At 70.1% G+C, this 16,011-nt stretch carries 15 protein-coding genes and 1 CRISPR repeat array (1 of these 16 cut by a window edge); of the genes, 2 read left to right on the plus strand and 13 right to left on the minus strand.

The window, feature by feature from the left end; all coding sequences use genetic code 11:
* Nucleotides 1-109: 109 nt before the first annotated feature.
* On the minus strand, nucleotides 110-2,083 hold the full coding sequence (locus KRR26_RS24235) for a serine hydrolase (protein WP_328707206.1): 1,974 nt from the start codon (nucleotides 2,081-2,083) through the stop codon (nucleotides 110-112).
* Nucleotides 2,084-2,266: 183 nt separating this feature from the next.
* On the opposite strand from KRR26_RS24235, the gene KRR26_RS24240 reads away from it, so the two are divergent.
* Nucleotides 2,267-2,815 carry a TetR/AcrR family transcriptional regulator gene (locus tag KRR26_RS24240; protein WP_233576786.1) on the plus strand — a complete coding sequence of 183 codons (549 nt, stop codon included), beginning with the start codon at nucleotides 2,267-2,269 and terminating at the stop codon, nucleotides 2,813-2,815.
* Nucleotides 2,816-2,848: 33 nt separating this feature from the next.
* Here KRR26_RS24240 and KRR26_RS24245 read toward each other — a convergent pair whose 3' ends face one another.
* Together KRR26_RS24245 and KRR26_RS24250 are read right to left on the minus strand one after the other, a co-directional pair.
* Entirely contained in the window at nucleotides 2,849-4,264 is a 1,416-nt protein-coding gene (locus KRR26_RS24245) for a tail fiber domain-containing protein (RefSeq protein WP_217080974.1), read from the minus strand.
* Nucleotides 4,265-4,351: 87 nt separating this feature from the next.
* Nucleotides 4,352-4,987 carry a LysE family translocator gene (locus tag KRR26_RS24250; RefSeq protein ID WP_120204655.1) on the minus strand — a complete coding sequence of 212 codons (636 nt, stop codon included), beginning with the start codon at nucleotides 4,985-4,987 and terminating at the stop codon, nucleotides 4,352-4,354.
* A 96-nt stretch (nucleotides 4,988-5,083) separates the two neighbouring features.
* On the opposite strand from KRR26_RS24250, the gene KRR26_RS24255 reads away from it, so the two are divergent.
* Nucleotides 5,084-6,037: a helix-turn-helix transcriptional regulator gene (locus KRR26_RS24255; RefSeq protein ID WP_120204657.1), complete on the plus strand. Its 954-nt coding sequence runs from the start codon at nucleotides 5,084-5,086 to the stop codon at nucleotides 6,035-6,037.
* Here the strand turns inward: KRR26_RS24255 and KRR26_RS24260 are convergent.
* The 10 genes from KRR26_RS24260 to dps all read right to left on the minus strand — a co-directional run bounded on the left by KRR26_RS24260 (nucleotide 6,034) and on the right by dps (nucleotide 15,186).
* On the minus strand, nucleotides 6,034-8,337 hold the full coding sequence (locus KRR26_RS24260; protein ID WP_217080975.1) for a vWA domain-containing protein: 2,304 nt from the start codon (nucleotides 8,335-8,337) through the stop codon (nucleotides 6,034-6,036). The two genes, KRR26_RS24255 and KRR26_RS24260, sit on opposite strands and share 4 nt — an antisense overlap.
* Nucleotides 8,338-8,478: 141 nt before the next feature.
* Nucleotides 8,479-9,363 carry a CHAD domain-containing protein gene (locus KRR26_RS24265; protein ID WP_217080976.1) on the minus strand — a complete coding sequence of 295 codons (885 nt, stop codon included), beginning with the start codon at nucleotides 9,361-9,363 and terminating at the stop codon, nucleotides 8,479-8,481.
* Nucleotide 9,364: 1 nt separating this feature from the next.
* Nucleotides 9,365-9,904: an inorganic diphosphatase gene (locus tag KRR26_RS24270; protein ID WP_217080977.1), complete on the minus strand. Its 540-nt coding sequence runs from the start codon at nucleotides 9,902-9,904 to the stop codon at nucleotides 9,365-9,367.
* 73 nt (nucleotides 9,905-9,977) lie between these two features.
* On the minus strand, nucleotides 9,978-10,382 hold the full coding sequence (locus tag KRR26_RS24275; RefSeq protein ID WP_120204665.1) for a hypothetical protein: 405 nt from the start codon (nucleotides 10,380-10,382) through the stop codon (nucleotides 9,978-9,980).
* Nucleotides 10,379-10,921: a hypothetical protein gene (locus KRR26_RS24280; RefSeq protein ID WP_120204667.1), complete on the minus strand. Its 543-nt coding sequence runs from the start codon at nucleotides 10,919-10,921 to the stop codon at nucleotides 10,379-10,381. Before KRR26_RS24280 ends, KRR26_RS24275 begins: the two co-directional genes overlap by 4 nt.
* A 76-nt stretch (nucleotides 10,922-10,997) precedes the next feature.
* Nucleotides 10,998-11,207 (minus strand): hypothetical protein, encoded by a 210-nt coding sequence (locus KRR26_RS24285; RefSeq protein WP_217080978.1) that lies wholly within the window; start codon nucleotides 11,205-11,207, stop codon nucleotides 10,998-11,000.
* 383 nt (nucleotides 11,208-11,590) lie between these two features.
* On the minus strand, nucleotides 11,591-13,057 hold the full coding sequence (locus KRR26_RS24290; RefSeq protein ID WP_217080979.1) for a protein adenylyltransferase SelO: 1,467 nt from the start codon (nucleotides 13,055-13,057) through the stop codon (nucleotides 11,591-11,593).
* A gap of 22 nt (nucleotides 13,058-13,079) precedes the next feature.
* The gene (locus KRR26_RS24295; protein ID WP_120204671.1) at nucleotides 13,080-13,709 is read right to left on the minus strand and encodes a glutathione S-transferase family protein; all 630 of its coding nucleotides are present in this window, start codon (nucleotides 13,707-13,709) and stop codon (nucleotides 13,080-13,082) included.
* Nucleotides 13,706-14,566 (minus strand): SDR family oxidoreductase, encoded by an 861-nt coding sequence (locus KRR26_RS24300; protein ID WP_217080980.1) that lies wholly within the window; start codon nucleotides 14,564-14,566, stop codon nucleotides 13,706-13,708. Before KRR26_RS24300 ends, KRR26_RS24295 begins: the two co-directional genes overlap by 4 nt.
* Before the next feature lie 77 nt (nucleotides 14,567-14,643).
* Nucleotides 14,644-15,186, minus strand: coding sequence for a DNA starvation/stationary phase protection protein Dps (dps, locus tag KRR26_RS24305; protein ID WP_120204676.1), 543 nt, complete (start codon nucleotides 15,184-15,186; stop codon nucleotides 14,644-14,646).
* Nucleotides 15,187-15,630: 444 nt separating this feature from the next.
* Nucleotides 15,631-16,011: direct repeats of the CRISPR family, unit length 37 nt; unit sequence GTCGCTCCTCGTGACCGCGAGGAGCGTGGATTGAAAC (it continues 6,223 nt past the right edge of the window).

Below are 16,011 nucleotides of genomic sequence, written 5' to 3' on the forward strand. Positions count from 1 at the left end.
GCGCCGCCACTCTAGCCGCGCGGGCCGGGCCTCCGGCCTGCCCAGAGGGGCACGGCCAGCGTGACGCACCGGACGGCGAAGGGCCTTCCGTCCGGCGCGGCGCCCGTGGCTACTCCAGGTACGCGGGGAACCTGGGCAGGGCGTTGAAGTCCGCCCACTCGTGCTGCACCACCAGCCGCGCGCCCGAGTTGCGCATCAGGCGGTTGATGCGGTCGATGGACGCCAGCGTGTCCGCTCGGCTCGCGTTGAAGGGCGGCACCAGCGACTTCTCGAAGTTCTCGCGCGTGTGGAACAGGTCGCCGGACAGGATGACGGCGCCCGTCCTGGCCAGCTTCAGCATCAGCACGCGGTGGCCCACCGTGTGGCCCGGCGCCTTGATGAGGCGCACGGTGCCGTCACCGAACACGTCCTGGTCCATGTCGACGTAGGTCGTCTTCGCCTTCGCGTGGCCCTTCACCAGCGCGGGGTTCACGCCGACGGCGGGGGGCGAGGCGGATTGCGCCTGCTTGAACTCGGCCTCGTTGACGAACCACGTGGCCTGGGGGAACGCGAGCGCGTTGCCCATGTGGTCCGCGTGCAGGTGGGAGATGCCCACGTACTGGATGTCGGAGGGCTTCAGCCCGAGCTGCGCGAGCTGCGAGGTGAGCGTCGTGGCGACGCGGAAGCGAACTCCGGGCATGGGGGAGAGGCCGTCCGGGAGCTTGGCCAGCGCGTCACCCAGCCCGGTGTCCCAGAGCAGGTTCCCCTTCGGGTGCTGGATGAGGAAGCAGGGCGCGGGCATCGAGCCCGGCTCGCCCGCGTGCTCGCCCGTGTCGGAGAACATGCCCATGTCCGCCAGGTCGATGCGGCCGCAGTCCAGCGTGTAGAGGCGCACGCCCTTGACGGGCTCCGCGGTGCCGTAGACGGCGTCGCGAATCTCGCTGGGGAACATGCCCGTTGCGCCGGGCATGCCCTCGAACGCGGTGTTGGTGACGGCCACCACCGACAGGCCCTTCGCCGCGTCCATGAACCAGCTATGGCCGTACGCGCCGCCCCACTGGAGCGTGCCCGCGGCCTGCGGGCTGTGCGCCTTCACGGGGTCCACCAGCAGGCCGGAGAGGAGGCCAAAGCCCCAGCCGGGCCCCTGCGTCTGCGCCTCCTCGCCGCGCTGCGCGGTGGAGAGGGCCTTCACGCTGGCGGCCGTCACCACGGGCGTGCCGCCTCGGCGAATCGCCTCCAGGAACTTCAGGTAGTCCGCCGCCGTCCCCACCATGCCGGCCCCGCCCGAGGGGAACGCGCTCGCATCCAAGGCGCGGTTCGGTGAGAAGCGGACGCCGCCCGTGCCAAAGGGCACCACCTTGTTGTCCTGCACGCGCGTGGGCTCCGGGCGGCCGTCCGCGTAGGCCGTCGCGAGCCGCGTCGCGTCCCGCGCCACGAACGCCGTGTCCGTCATCCCGAGCGGCTTCGTCACCAAGCGCTCCACCGCTTCCGGCAGCGGCACTCCCGCCGCGCGCGCCACCACCGCGCCCAGGACGTCCGTGGCCACGGAGTAGGCCCAGCGCGTCCCCGGCTCGTACGACAAGGGCACCGAGGCGATGCGGCGCAGGTTCTCGTCCAGCGACAGCCCCGAGGAGTCCAGGCCGTCCGAGACGCCCGCCCGGTGGTAGGGGCCCTCTTGGCCGGGCTCGAAGAAGCCGTAGGTCAGCCCCGCGCTGTGGGTCATCAGCTGGCGCACGGTGATGACCGGCTCGCGCCCATCCGCCAGCCTGGGACGGAAGGTGGGCAGCCACTTCGTGATGGGCGCATCCAGCTCCAACTGGTGCTGCTCCACCAACGCCAGCGCCGCCGCCGACACCAGCGGCTTGGTCATGGACGCCAGCCGGAACACCGCGTCCTCGCGCATGGGGCGCCCGGCCTCGCGGTCCATGGCTCCAGCGGCTCGGTGGTAGACGACCTGCCCATCCTGGGCCACCAGCACCACCGTGCCCACGATGCGCTTCTCGGCGATGGCCTGGTCGATGGCCGCGTCCAACCGCGCCGTCAGGGCGCGCGGGGGGGCGGAGGGCTCGGGGGCGGGGGGATTCGCGCCTAGACTTGCGGCCACCACCAGGGCGGCCAGAACGGAATGCATGCGGGGAGACTCCTGAATACGTAGTGACTGCTACGGAATTAAGAAGCTGGGGGAGGGATTTCAATAGTGACTGCTATGAAAATAAAGGCGACAGAGACCCACAGGGCCCGTGGGCGTCCCCGCGGCTTTGACGTGGAGCAGGCGCTGGAGCGCGCGATGGCGGTCTTCGGGCGCCAGGGGTACGAGGGCGCGTCCCTCGTGGACCTCACCCAGGCCATGGGCATCACCGCGCCCAGCCTGTACGCGGCGTTCGAGTCCAAGGCCGCGCTGTACCGGCGGTGCCTCGCGCACTACCGCGCTGGGGCGGGGGCGTTCACGCAGCGGGCGCTCACGGGGGAGGGGACGACGCGCGAGTGCTTCGCGCGCGTGCTGCGGGATTCCGCGGCCCACTTCGTGAGGGACCAGGCGCTGCGGGGCTGCCTCATCTCGACGGCCGCGCTCACGTGCGCGGCGGAGAATCAGGCGGTCGTCGAGCACACGGCCAGCCTTCGCGCGGACGCACTGGCTCAGTTCGAGGCCCGCATCGAGCGCGGCCTCGCCGAGGGGGACGTGCCGGCCGGCACGGACACGAAGATGCTGGCCCGCTACATCGGCGCGGTGCTCCAGGGCATGTCCGTGCAAGCGCAGGACGGCGCCCCGGAGGCCGAGTTGCTCCAGGTCGCCGCGCTGGCGATGCGCGCCTGGGACGGGCTGTCCCGCCCCTGAGCGCCGGTCTGCATCGCCGCGCGCGAAAGGGCGCTACGGCCTCGGGCCTCGGGCCTGGACCGTGGCCTCCAGGCGGGACAGGCCGCGCTTCAGCTCCGCCAGCTCCGCCTTGAGCGTGTCGACCTCGGCGGTGCGCGCGCGCAGCTCCTGGGTGCGACGCTCCAGGGCCTGGATGGCGGCCATGTTCACCCCGTCGATGTCGAGCATGCCAATGGTCTTGTCATCGGTGCCCAGGCCGAAGGCCGCGCGGAAGTCCTGGGCGACGGGGCCCAGGTGGCGCACGCCGGGCGCCTCTTCCTTGTAGTGCCAGGTGTCCACGGAGAGCCGCGCGACCTTGGCCAGCACCTCCTCGCCATTCAGCGGACGGAAGTCCTCCTTCTGGTTGCGGTCCGAGGTGCAGTTGAACGTGCCCGAGCCCGCCGCCAGGTCGCAGCCGGTGCTCAGCGTGGTGTTGGTCCGCAGGCGCACGCCGCCCGCCGCGCGCACCATGAACTGGTTGTCCGCGGAGTTGGACGCGATCGTCGTCGTCGAGTTGTCGCCCCAGATGAACGCGCCAATGTGCCCGCCCGTGTTCACGCGTGTCCCCATCGCGGTGGCGTAGTCCGCGTCCGCCGCCACGCGATACCCGATGGCCACCGAGCCCAGGCCTTGCGAGGTCACGGCGTAGCCCATGGCCGTCGAGGCGAAGCCCTGGGCCGAACTGGAGGCCCCGGAGGCGAAGGAGACGGTCCCCGAGGCCGTGTTCGTGGAACCGAAGCACACCGCGCCCGTGGCGCTCGCCACGCAGTGGTCGCCGAAGGCGAACGTCCCATAGGCGCTGGCGGTGGAGGCGAGGCCGCCCGCCCACGAGTAGGGGCCCACCGAGGCGTCATCCCACTCAGTGTCCGCGCCTCCCGCACGGAAGGCCGCCTTGCTGGGGTGCCACATCAGCCGCAGCCCCTGGCCGCTCATGGGCACCTTTCCCAGTCCGTACTCTCCCCGCGCCAGCAGCCCGCCCGCGGCGTCCACCGTGAACAGCGGGTAGTTCGCCCAGATGGGCGCGGTGGCCGACGAGTTCTCCACGCGCAGCAGCGGCGTGCCGGCCGCCACGTCCGCCTGGGCATCCACGCGCAGGTTCGCGCGAGTCGTCACCGGGCCGTTCGCCGTGGCGGTCCCCGCGATGGTGAGCGAGGCGTCCTGCAGCGTCGTCCCGTTCTGGATGTAGGAGCCGCTGCCCGCCAGCGGGGGCCGCGCGTCGGTCAGCCGCGGGTCGCTCCCCGCCACCACCGAGGTGTCCGTTGTTCCCGTGCTCACGCTCAGCACGCCATCCTTCAGTGTCAGTCCCGGGCCTACCTGGTACGTGCCGGCGGGACCCGGAGGCCCTTGGGGCCCCACGTCGCCAGCGGTCCCGCATCCAACAAGGCCCGAGGCGAGGAAACCCACCGCGGCCCACAGGGTTCGGCGCTGCATGGAGGACTCCTTCCATTCCTCGGGCAGAGGGGGGGGCCCGAGGGCGGGCGGTGCCCGCGCAGGGTGAACGCGGACCTCCCGTATCCTTCACGCGCCCCGCCAACCCTCCACGGCGGTGGCCACCGCGGCGAGCAGCAAGAGGCAGCCCACCCCCCGCGCCACCAGGGTGCTGGCGGCGGGGTTCGTCTCCAGCCAGCCGCGCGCCCGGTCCGCGATGAGCGCCAGCGAGCCGTACACGCCCACCTGGGTCACCGCGATGATGGCGCCCATCACGACCGTCTGAATCCAGAGCGGTCCGTACTCGGGGCGGAAGAACTGGGGGAACACCGCCAGCATGAACAGGTACGCCTTGGGGTTGAGCAGGTTGGTGACCGCGCCCCGGCCGAAGGTGGCGAACGAGGAGCGCCGCGCGGATTCCGGGCGGGCGGTGAAGGCCGCGCCCGCGCGCCACAGCGACACGCCCATCCACGCGACATACAGCGCGCCGCCCCAGAGCAAGACGTTGAAGGCCGCCGGCATGACCTGGAGCAGCACCGCCACGCCCGTGGCGCCCACGGCGACGTGACACATGCTGCCCACGACGACCCCGCTCATGGCGGACAGCCCCGCCTTGCGGCCTCCCACCAGCGAGCTGGCCAGCACGAAGGCCATGTCCAGGCCGGGCAACACGATGATGCCGAAGACCATCACGAAGAAGAGCCACAGGTGGGATGTCTGAGTCATGCGTCGTACCTCGGTGTGGACCCGCCCGACTTGGGGGAGCGGGCGCACCGTAGACGCGATATAGGGCCGAATCCGCCCTCATTCGAACGAGCCCTCGTGTCCCGGCCCACCACGCGCGTCCTCACGGTGCTCGAGCTGCTCCAGACGCACGGGCGGATGAGCGGCGCCGAGCTGGCGCGGCGGCTGGAGGTGGACCGGCGCACGGTGCGGCGCTACGTGGCCGCGCTGGAGGCGCTGGGCATTCCCCTCACGGCCGAGCGGGGGCGAGATGGCGCGTACCTGCTGGCGGCGGGCTTCAAGCTGCCCCCGATGATGTTCACCGACGACGAGGCGATGGCGCTCGCGGTGGGGCTCCTGGCGGCGCGGGGGTTGGGGCTCGCGGAGGCGGCGCCAGCGGTGGCGAGCGCCCAGGCGAAGCTGGAGCGGGTGATGCCCGCCCCGTTGAAGCGCCGCGTGCGCGCGGTGGACGAGACGGTGCGGCTGGACTTGTCGCGGTCGCCCGAGACGCCTCGCGACAACGCGGCCCTCACGGCGCTCAGCGCGGCGGCCCAGGCGCGCCAGCGGGTGCGCCTGAGCTACGCGTCCGCGGAGCATGAGGAGACCGAGCGCGACTTCGACCCGTATGGCCTCGCGTACCGAGGAGGGCGCTGGTACGTGGTGGGCCACTGCCACCTGCGCCGGGAACCGCGCTCGTTCCGGCTGGACCGGGTGCGCTCGGTGCGGTCGCTGGACGTGGCCTTCGAGCGCCCGCCCGACTTCGACGCGCTGACGCAGCTCACGGTCTCCGTGGCGATGCTTCCGCGCGCGCACGCGGTGGAGGTGCTGCTGCAGACGGACCTCGAGGCCGCGCGGCGCGAGGTGTTCCCGGGCCTCGGCGTGTTGGAGCGCGCCGAGGCGGGGGTGGTGCTGCGAGGGCAGACCGACGACCTGCGCTGGTTCGCGCGGGAGCTGGCGCGGCTGCCCTTCGACTTCCAGGTCCGTCACCCCACCGCGTTGGGCGAGGCCGTGACGGCCCACGCCCGACGGCTGCTCGGGCACGAGCGCGTCTAGCCTGCGGGCTCCAGCTTCGCGATGGGGCCCTGGAGCAGCGGGATGCCCGAGAGCACCACCGAGACGGGCATGTCCGCGCTCAGGTTCGCCAGGTCCACCAGGTAGGTGCCGTCCTGGTACGGGTCCTGGAGTTGGAACTCGGCCTTGTCTCCGGCCTCGGCGGGGTGACGCAGCTCCTGGCCCTTCACGAACACGCGCAGCTCGTTCTGGAAGCCCGGGCCCAGCGGCAGCCCACTCGCGCTGTAGGGCACGAACTGGATGCGGAAGCGCCCGCTCCCCTGGTCCAGGACCTTGTAGTTCGTGGCCTTGGGCAGCGGGAGCACCTCCACGTGGGCCTCCACCGTCTCCACGCGGTGCAGGCCCTGGGCGCTGTCCACGGTGACGAGGAAGCGGTACGTGCCCGGCACCGTCGTGTCCGCGAAGTCGAGCGTCCAGCGGCCCTTGTCCTGCGGCGCCATCTGCCAGGTCTTGCTCACCTGGGCCTGGGCCTTCTCGCGGAAGCTGGCGGTCTTCATGAGCGTGTCCAGCTTCACCTCGTAGGCGGTGCGCTGGCCCTTGATGTCATCCGTGTAGACCTGGCCGCTCGTGTCGCGCAGCAGCGCGCCCAGCGGCGTGAGCGGGGCCCGCGTCTCGACCTTGAACTGGAGGTCGGGCGCGGTGGCGGGCTTTCCGTTCTGGAACGCCACCGCCTCCAGCATGAGCGGCTCGCCCGCGGGGTGGCGCTGGCCGCGCACCCGCAGGTCGAAGTCCAGCTCCCCTTCCTCCGTGAAGACAGACAGCTGATAGGGAATGGCCTGCGCGACCTTGCTGGTGACCTCCACCGTCCACTTGCCGGCCGGTCCGCTCGTGGGCAGGTCCACGCGCTGCACGGTGAAGAAGTTTCCGTCGGTCCGGGCCACGGGCTGCGCGGGTTTGCCGTCTGGACGCAGGATGCGCAGCGTCAGGCCCGCCTTGGACAGCTCCGTGCCGCCCAGCCAGCCCAGCACCACGATGGCGTTCTTCACCGAGCCATCGAGCTGCACCGGGTGGGTCACCGAGCCGGCCGTCGCGGGCGTGCTCTGCTGCACCTGGAGCGCGGCGGACGGCGTGTTGCCCTTCAGCGTGTCCACCAAGGTCTGGGTGAGCGCGACGGACATGCCCATGGCCGGCGTCAACCGGCTCTTTCCCGAGGTCTGCTGCGAGATGCGGTCGAGCAGCTGCGCCCACGGAACGCCCACGTCTCCCACGGGGACGGAGAGGATGGGGACGCAGCGCTCGACGAGCGGCTCCTCGCCCGTGGAGAACTGGAGCGTCTTGAGGCCCGCGAGCGAGCCCATGGTGAGCTCCTTCACCATGGGCTCCTGGTTCTGCATGCCGTCTGTCATCAGCACCACGGTCAAGTCATTGAGCGTCCGGCCCGCGGTGACATCGGCTTGATAGCGCTCGATGGCGTCGCGCAGGCCCGCGCCCATCGCGGTGACGCCGGTCGCGGTGGCGGCGTTGAGCTCCGTGACGAGCCCATCCCACGCGGCTCCGGTCGCGCCGCGCTCGACATACGGGCTGGCCGCGCTCAGGGGCTGGACGCTGGTGGAGAACAGGTACATCGCGAGGCGGTCCTTGCCCAGGTCCACGCCCCCGGAGCGACTGGAGGCCAGTCCCTCCTGCTTCCAGAAGGCCACGAACTGGCCCGCGGCCGACTGCAACGCCTGCCAGCGCGACATCCCGGTGACGACCGACGCGGTCATGCTGCCTGAGCGGTCCAGCACCAGCGCGATGTCCTGCGGCATGCGGCCCTTGTCGACCCCCGGCGGCGCGACGACCCAGTTCAGGTTCGTCTTCACGCGTCGCCTGGCGCACCAGCACGCGTCCTGCGACGCGGCGGCGTAGCCCGTCATCCGGTACGCGGTGATGGGCGGAAAGCCTTGCACGGAGAAGGCATACGTCTGGGTGGGATTGCCCGTGGCGCTCACGAGGCAGAGGTTGGGCGGAATGGCCAGGAAGCTGCGCGCGAAGTACGTGAGGATGACGGTGTTCGTCCCCACGCCCTGGAGGAACACGCGATCGCGGTTCGACAGGTCATGCGGCCCGTCCGTGGCGGGCAGGGTCTCCGCCAGACCGGCGCTGGGCGTGATGGTGATTTGGGGCGAGGTGAACGTCGTGCTGCCCAACTCCAGGAGCACGCGCACCGTCGTCACCGGCGGTGTGCCCAGGGGCACGTCTGGATGGCGATACGAGAACTGCTGTTGCGCGAGGCCCGTGGCGGGCCCCCACACGACAGCGGACACGGCGAGCCACAGCAGCAACGACACACGGCGGTTCATGGTCGGCCCCTGGGGGTGGACGAGGCCGGTCGCCGCTCCCCCCAGAGCGGGTGCCGAGGACGCGCCCCTTGCGTCCGTAAAAGCTGAATTTGCTGATTTTTAACGTTTTGGGAGGGATTGTGCAACTGGGGGCGCCGCGCCTCAGGTGAGCGTGTCGTGGAGCGTCTGGGGCAGCGCGTCCGAGCGCCAGTGTCGGAGCGCGTGCTCGACCTGGGTGGCGTTGGCGTCGCGCTCCTCGCGCACGAGGGGCAGCAGCGTTCGCGCGGCCTGTCGCTCAGGGAGGGGGCCCTGGGTGGCGTCGTGCTCCAGCAGGGCCAGGCGCACGTCGGCGTCATGCAGGGAGCCCAGCCGGTCCTGGAGTCTCTCAATCACCTGGAGGGCTGTGTCTGGCATCGGGCGGGCCGGCTGGAGCAGCTCGATTTCGTAGCGCAGCTTCTTCAATTCCTTGCGCAGCGTGTGGGCCGTGGCCGGGTCGTGGGTCTCTGCATGGTGTGCCATGGCCTTGTCCACCCGGCGCAATCGCTGGCGAAGCTGCTTTCGGATGGGGCGGCTGATGAAGCGATGGGAATCCTTCAAGTCCTTCAGCCGAGCGTGCAGCAGGGGGACCGTGCAGGTGCTCCAGCGCTGGGCCTCGAAAGACAGCCGCTGGCTTCGCGCTTCCTCATCGGAGAGGTGGGTGCTGCGCAACGCGGAGATGCCGGGTTGGAGCTGGGGGTGTCGGCGGGCGGCGGTGTCCAGCCAGTCGGCTTGCACGTGCAGGTCCCTCACCTGTCCGAGCGCGTCCTGGAAGCACTTCACCTCGCGCTCCAGCGTCTTCATCCTGCCCAGGGGCCGGAAGACATGCAGGGCGGCGCGAAGTCGGCGGGTGGCCACGCGCAGGTCATGGACGGCCTCCGGGTCCTGGCCCTGTTGGAGTCGGGCCTCGTGGGTGTGCACGTCCGCGAGTCTGCCCGCGAGGCTGCGCCGGGCGGCCTCGCCAAGGGAGCTGTCTGGTCCCAAGCCGCGGATGGGCGTGGGCTTCGCCATCTCACGGCTCCGTCGTCACGGCGTGCCGCACTTGCTGCAAGGCGGCCTCGGGGCCTTCCCAGCCGAGCACGTTCGCGTCCTTGTCCTCGAAGCGCTGGGTCGCGAGGAAGAAGTGCTCCAACTCGGCGCGCTCTCGCTCGGACAGGTCCATGACCGAGCTGAGGTCGGAGGCGCGGGCGGCGGACAGGGGCACGACGAGGAGCCGGTCGTTGCGCTCCCTCGCGTCCCGAGGCCCGCCCTTGGGGCGCTGGTCGAGCAGGAGGACACCCAAGGGCCGACACGGCAGCACGACACCCGGCCAGCTCGTGTCGTCCCAGTACACCATGGCATCGAGCGGGTCGCCGTCGGGGCCGACCGTCCCGGGGATGAAGCCCCAATCGAACGGATAGCCGAGGCCGCGGGGGAGCGGCCGAGACACGGAGAAGGCCTGGAGCGCGGGCTCGTACTTGAGCTTCAGGGTCGAGCCCCGGGGAGACTCGATGACCACGTGGACTGCGTCCGCGCGCGCGTACGTGGGGAGCCGGGTGAGGTCCGTCGCCATGGGGCAACGGTGGTTCCGGATGGCGGCGACGGGCAACCCCAGTCCCCGTGGGAGTTCGCCTGCGCGCCAGGGCTCAGCGATATCTGAGCAGGGCGGTGATCCCCATGCCCAGGACCGCGAGCCCCATCCCCAGCAGCGGCTTCCAGCGGCCGGTCGGGGGAGGGGCCCGCCGGTTGTGCACCCACACGATGATGTTGAGCACCAAGGCGACGACCTGAATGATCGGGCAGAGGGGGATCAGGGCGACGACGCCAGCGATGAGGCCCAGGGTGGCGGGGGCAATGCCTGTCGCTGGGACGGACTGGACCTTGCTGGCGCGCAGGGTCCAGCAGGCGGGGCACATCGGCACGGACTCGGGGCGGACGCGGTTCTCGCAGCGTGGGCACATGAAGGCGCCACAGCGAGGGCAGAGGCTGGTGGCGACGCTGTCCGAGTGGCCTCCGCAGAGGGCGCCCTCGGGAGGCACGGGCTGGGTCATCCCAAACGTCCCAGGGTCGGGCGGCTCGCCAGGGGCCGACGGCGTGGGTAGAGGCGCTCCTGGAAGGCCTGTGTCGCCTCGCTGCTCGGCAAGCTCAGCGTGAGGGTCTCCTTGTCGATGCGGTGCACGACCGGGCCCTTGTTGCGCACGAACCGGAAGTGACACGCAATGGGCAGCGCGATGCCCAGCACGAAGACGGGCAGCCCGAAGTTCACCGCATCACCCACCAGCAAGCAGGTGCCCCCGATGATGAGGAGGATGCCGGCGACCAGGGACGTGGGGAAGAGGATGCGTCCCTGCCGCCACGCGCGCCACGCCTCCTCCGTGAAAGGCAGATGACCGTTCGCCCGCCGCGTGGCGACCGCGGCGATGAGCAACGCGATGAGGAGGTTGAGGAGGACGAAGAAGTTCACCCAGCGCGGGTACCACGTGAACTTCACGGGCTTGAAGGTCACGCCCTCCGTCTGACCGGTGACGATGCACACGGGGGGGAGGTCAAACTCGTTCAACTCTTTCAAGGGAATCGTCAGGTCGCGCATCGCGCGCAGCTTTAGACCAGACGTGTGGCGGGATGCCAGTCACCCCCAGGCTGCTTGGGAATCCTCGCGCCATGGCTCAGCCCAGGACGCGGAAGACGACCTGGACCAGGTCGGGGAAGCCTGCGCCCAGCACCGCGAGCCCCATTCCCACCAGCGGCTTCCAGCGGCCGGTTGGGGGCGGCTCCTTCCAGTGGGCCCTCCACTGAATGGCGTTGAGCATCAGCGCGAGGACCTGAAACGCCACATCCAGGGAGATCAGCGCGAAGACACCGAAGAAGAGGCACACGGAGGGGGGAGACGCGCGGCGGCCCGATGGGCAGGGCCAGGCAGGACCACAGGTCCCAGCACGCGGGACACAGCGGCACGAACGCAGGGCGGATGCGGTGCTCGCACTGCGGACACCTGAAGGCGCCACAGCGCGGACAGACGCGGGTGGCGGCGCGGTCCGAATGGCCCGGACAGAGGGCGCCCTTGGGCGGCGGGAGTGGGCTCACCCCGAGCGCCCCCATGCCGGGTGTTTCGCCAAGGAAGGATGGCGCAAGGAGAGGCGCTCCTGGAAGGACTGTGCCGCTACGATACTCGCCCAGCTCCGCGGGAGGTCGCGCATCGCGCGCAACTCCAAATCAGTCGGGCGGGGTGATTCCAATCACCCTCCCGCCCACGACTCCGTCAGGAACTGCAACTGACCGCGAGGTGCCGTCCCCACGCCGGAGGAGACGCCGCATACTCCTCGGAGTCGGGATGCTCGTCGAAGGGCGCGGCCAGGAGGGCGAGGATTCGGTCTACCTCCGCGGAGTCTCCTGCTTGGGCCCTCTCGATGGCCCGCTGCGCCACCCAGTTTCGCAGCACGTACTTGGGATTCTCCCGGTCCATTCGCACGCGACGCTCGGTGTCCACGCTGCCCTCGGCGCGCAGCCGCGCTCGGTAGCGTTCGGCCCATGCGTCGAAGCCCGTGGGGGGCAGGAACTGGTCGCGCAGCAGGTCCTGGCGCGCGCCCTCGGTGGTGTCGAAGCGGCCCAGGGCTCGGAAGAAGCGGGCGTAGTCCACGCGCGACTCCGCCAGCAGGCCGAACAGTGACTCCAGCAGGTCGCGGTCCTCCGCGCGCTCCTCGCGCAGCCCGAGCTTGCGCCGCATGCGTGCAAGGAAATGAACCGCGAACCGCGGTTGATATTGAGCGAGCGCGGCGCGGGCCGCGTCCTCGGTCATGAGTGAGAGCAGGGCCTCGCCCAGGCACGCGAGATTCCACAGCCCGATGCGAGGCTGCTGGTCGAACGCATAGCGCCCGCGTGCATCCGAGTGGTTGCACACGAAGCCCGGCTCGAAGTCATCCAAGAACCCATACGGTCCGTAGTCGAGCGTGAGGCCGAGGATGGACAGGTTGTCTGTATTCAGCACGCCGTGCGCGAAGCCCACGGACTGCCATTGCGCGAAGAGGAACGCGGTGCGCTCCACCACCGCCTCGAAGAAGCGCGCGTATCGGTCTGACTCTCCCTGAAGCTGGGGGAAGTGCGCGGCGATGACATGGTCCGCCAGCGTGGCCACATGCTCGGGCTGCTCCGAGTGGTGGAAGTACTCGAAGGTACCGAAGCGCACGTGCGAGGGCGCCAGCCGCACCAGCATGGCGCCTGTCTCCACCGCCTCGCGGTACACGGGCTGCTGACTGCCGAGCATGCACAAGGCCCGCGTGGTGGGGATGCCCAGCGCGTGCATCGCCTCGCCACAGAGGTACTCGCGAACGGTGGAGCGCAGCACCGCGCGGCCGTCTCCTCCGCGCGAATACGGCGTGGGCCCGCCGCCCTTCAAGTGCAGGTCCCACTTGTCGCCGGAGTCCGTGCGCACCTCGCCCAAGAGCAGCGCGCGCCCGTCTCCGAGTCGAGGCACGTACACCCCGAACTGGTGCCCCGCGTACACCATGGCCACGGGCTCCATGCCGGGCAGCAGCCGGCCTCCGCCCAGCACCTGCGCGAACTCGGGGCGCAGGGCTTCTGCCGCGTCCAATCCCAGCAGCTTCATCGCGGCGGGGTTGACGCTCACCACGTGGGCGTCTGGGAAGGGCGTGGGCGCCACGCGGGCGGTGAAGCCCGCGGGCAGTCGGGCGTAGGTGTTGTCGAAGCGGAGCTGTTCGAGCGTGGCCATGGAGACGCGAGGCGACCAAGGACTACTTGGAGAGGGTGGGGACCGCCATGCCCTTCTGGACGGCGGGGCGGCTGGCCACGCGATGCAGCCACTCGGGCACGTGGCGCAGGCCAATGAACAGCTCGGGGTTGTAGTCGCGGAAGCCCGTCACCCACGGGTACAGGGCGATGTCCGCGATGGAGTACGTGCGCGCCACGTACTCACCCTGGCCGAGCTGCTTGTCCAACACGCCCAGCAGGCGTTTGGATTCGGCGCGATAGCGTTCGATGGCGTAGGGGACCGCCGTCTTGTGAAAGCGCGTGAAGTGGTTGTACTGCCCGAACATGGGGCCCACGCCGCCCATCTGGAACATCAGCCACTGGAGCACGTCGGCCTTGCCGCGCGGATCCGACGGCATGAGGTAGCCCGTCTTCTCGGCCAGGTAGATGAGGATGGCGCCGGACTCGAAGACGGTGATGGGGCGGCCATCCGCGCCGTCGTGGTCCACGATGGCGGGAATCTTGTTGTTGGGATTGATGGCCAGGAACTCGGGCTTGAACTGGTCGCCGCGCAGGATGTCCACCACCTTGGCGGTGTAGGGGAGCTTCAGCTCCTCCAGCGCGATGGAGACCTTGCGGCCATTGGGGGTGGGGAACGTGTACAGGTCGATCATGTCTGCACTCCCGTGAGCTGCGCGCTCACTTGCCAGAGCCGCTCGGCGAGGGCGTCATCGCGTGCGGCCGACGACGGCTTCACCGGACGGCATTTGATGAAGTATTGCCCCGAGACGTCCGCCACCTCGGGGGATGAGGCCAGATAGACAGAGGTCCGCGCGCCGCGCTCCGCGCTGAGCATGAACGGCGCGCCGAGCTTGATGAGGTGCTTGAAGATGCCCTGCGAGTTGAGTCCGAAGCCCGTGCGCACCACGCCGGGGTGCAGGGCGTTGGTGGTGACGCGCGAGCCTTTCAGGCGCTTGGCCAGCGCGTGGGTGAACAGGATGTTGGCGAGCTTGGAATTGCCATACACGCGGATGCCGTCATAACCGCGCTCGCTCTGGAGGTCGTTGAAGTCGAGCCGCGCGAGGCGATGGCCCTGCGAGGACACGTTGATGATGCGCGCGGAGGGGCTCGCCCGGAGCAGGTCGAGCAGGAGGTTCGTGAGGAGGAACGGGGCCAGGTGATTGGTGGCGAGGGTGGCCTCGAAGCCATCCACGGTGACCTGTCGCCGGTCGATGATGAGGCCGGCGTTGTTGATGAGGACATCCAGCCGCGCGGTGCGTGCGCGAACGGCGGCGGCCAGCTCGCGCACGGACTGGAGGGAGGCGAGGTCCGCGAGGAAGGACTCCACGGTGGCGCCAGGGGCCGCCTCGCGCACGGCGGCGACGGCGGCCTGGGTGCGACCGGGGTCCCGGCCCACGAGCAGGGGGGTGGCACCCAGGCGGGCCAGGGCCTTGGCGGTCTCGAGGCCAATGCCGCCCGTGGCCCCGGTGATGAGGCACACCTTCCCGTCGAGTCGGTTCTGCTCCGCCATGGCCTGCGTCCTCCGTGCCGCGAGAGGACGCCATCTATATGCGGAGGCCGCGCCGAGCGCTCGTGGAAGGAGCGGGCTCAGGCGTGGGACGAGGTGCCGGCGTCGCGGTCCTTGCGCGAGCGGGGGGCACCGGGGCGGTTCTCTCCGGTGAGGTGACTTTCGAGGAACCAGAGGTCCAGTTCGACATCGCCGAGCGACTGGGTGAGGAGGTCGACGGTGACGGGGTCCTTGAGGGCCTCGGAGCGCTGGATGCCGTCGCGGATGCTGGCGGCGTAGCGGGCGAACCGGTCCACGAGCGCGCGCATGTGGGCATCGCCATCGACGGCCTCGAGGTCATACTCGGGCAGGAGGGAGTTCTGGGTGGCGAGGCGGATGGTGCCCTCCGCGTAGCCGCCGAGGGTGCCGGCGCGCTCGGCGAAGCTGTCGGCCTGTTCGCGGGCGTGCTTGGCGAGGTCGTCGAACAGCTCATGGCGGCTGATGAAGTGCTTGCCGCGGATGTTCCAGTGGGCCTGTTTGATTTGCCAATGCAGGTCGATGGCGCTGGCGAGGAGGGTATTGAGCAGATCGACGAGCTGCTCGCGGGCGTTGGCGGGGAGGTTCACATGGCTGGTGGTGTACATGGCGCACGTCCCTCGGGTTTGGGGTTCCAGGTCGAAGGGTGGGGATTCCCGCTGGGCCTGGCAGGCCCGGCCGCCCGCCTGCTGGGCCGCACGGACGAGGGGCGTCTTCTGGACAGTGCAAGTCGTTGGAAAGGGAGTGTCCCCATTGACCGCACTGTTGGGTTCCTATCCCCGCCGAGTGGGTGCACGCGGAAGCGAAGGGGATGCTATGGCGTCACGGGGGAGCAGAGCGCTCGGCGGGCGGGACGCTGGTGAGGGTGAAGGCGAGCGCGAACCTCTCCCGATGCGAGCTGCGTCGAGGGTTCGCGCTCTTTGAAATCGCCAATAGTCATCCAGGGTTCGGGCCCGAGCCCGTTCTATTCCGTCGCGCGGAGGCGCCGCGGAAAGGAGGTTCGCGGAACCCGGTCAATTTCCGCAGGAGTTCCAGTACATTGGCGAGGCAGAGTCGCTCCTCGTGACCGCGAGGAGCGTGGATTGAAACCGCCGCGGCCCACGGCACATCGTCGGCGGCGGCCGTCGCTCCTCGTGACCGCGAGGAGCGTGGATTGAAACCGGATACGGAGGCGGTGACGGGCGACTCTCACGGGTCGCTCCTCGTGACCGCGAGGAGCGTGGATTGAAACAGAAAGCCGACGGGGTGTCCAGCGAGGGCACCGTCGCTCCTCGTGACCGCGAGGAGCGTGGATTGAAACCGTACAGCAAGGAGCAGTGGACGAAGTATCAGGTCGCTCCTCGTGACCGCGAGGAGCGTGGATTGAAACTTTCACGGAGGAGAGCGCGTCCATGAGGTTGCCTGTCGCTCCTCGTGACCGCGAGGAGCGTGGA

It is taken from the genome of Citreicoccus inhibens (assembly GCF_019039035.1).
GTDB lineage: Bacteria > Myxococcota > Myxococcia > Myxococcales > Myxococcaceae > Citreicoccus > Citreicoccus inhibens.

What these genes read in the sequence shown, in the direction of transcription:
- KRR26_RS24260 (WP_217080975.1), bottom strand. Translation starts at nt 8,337, where the DNA reads ATGAACCGCCGTGTGTCGTTGCTGCTGTGGCTCGCCGTGTCCGCTGTC.
- dps (WP_120204676.1), bottom strand. Translation starts at nt 15,186, where the DNA reads ATGTACACCACCAGCCATGTGAACCTCCCCGCCAACGCCCGCGAGCAG.
- KRR26_RS24280 (WP_120204667.1), bottom strand. Translation starts at nt 10,921, where the DNA reads ATGCGCGACCTGACGATTCCCTTGAAAGAGTTGAACGAGTTTGACCTC.
- KRR26_RS24290 (WP_217080979.1), bottom strand. Translation starts at nt 13,057, where the DNA reads ATGGCCACGCTCGAACAGCTCCGCTTCGACAACACCTACGCCCGACTG.
- KRR26_RS24250 (WP_120204655.1), bottom strand. Translation starts at nt 4,987, where the DNA reads ATGACTCAGACATCCCACCTGTGGCTCTTCTTCGTGATGGTCTTCGGC.
- KRR26_RS24265 (WP_217080976.1), bottom strand. Translation starts at nt 9,363, where the DNA reads ATGGCGAAGCCCACGCCCATCCGCGGCTTGGGACCAGACAGCTCCCTT.
- KRR26_RS24295 (WP_120204671.1), bottom strand. Translation starts at nt 13,709, where the DNA reads ATGATCGACCTGTACACGTTCCCCACCCCCAATGGCCGCAAGGTCTCC.
- KRR26_RS24245 (WP_217080974.1), bottom strand. Translation starts at nt 4,264, where the DNA reads ATGCAGCGCCGAACCCTGTGGGCCGCGGTGGGTTTCCTCGCCTCGGGC.
- KRR26_RS24270 (WP_217080977.1), bottom strand. Translation starts at nt 9,904, where the DNA reads ATGGCGACGGACCTCACCCGGCTCCCCACGTACGCGCGCGCGGACGCA.
- KRR26_RS24300 (WP_217080980.1), bottom strand. Translation starts at nt 14,566, where the DNA reads ATGGCGGAGCAGAACCGACTCGACGGGAAGGTGTGCCTCATCACCGGG.
- KRR26_RS24240 (WP_233576786.1), top strand. Translation starts at nt 2,267, where the DNA reads ATGGCGGTCTTCGGGCGCCAGGGGTACGAGGGCGCGTCCCTCGTGGAC.
- KRR26_RS24275 (WP_120204665.1), bottom strand. Translation starts at nt 10,382, where the DNA reads ATGACCCAGCCCGTGCCTCCCGAGGGCGCCCTCTGCGGAGGCCACTCG.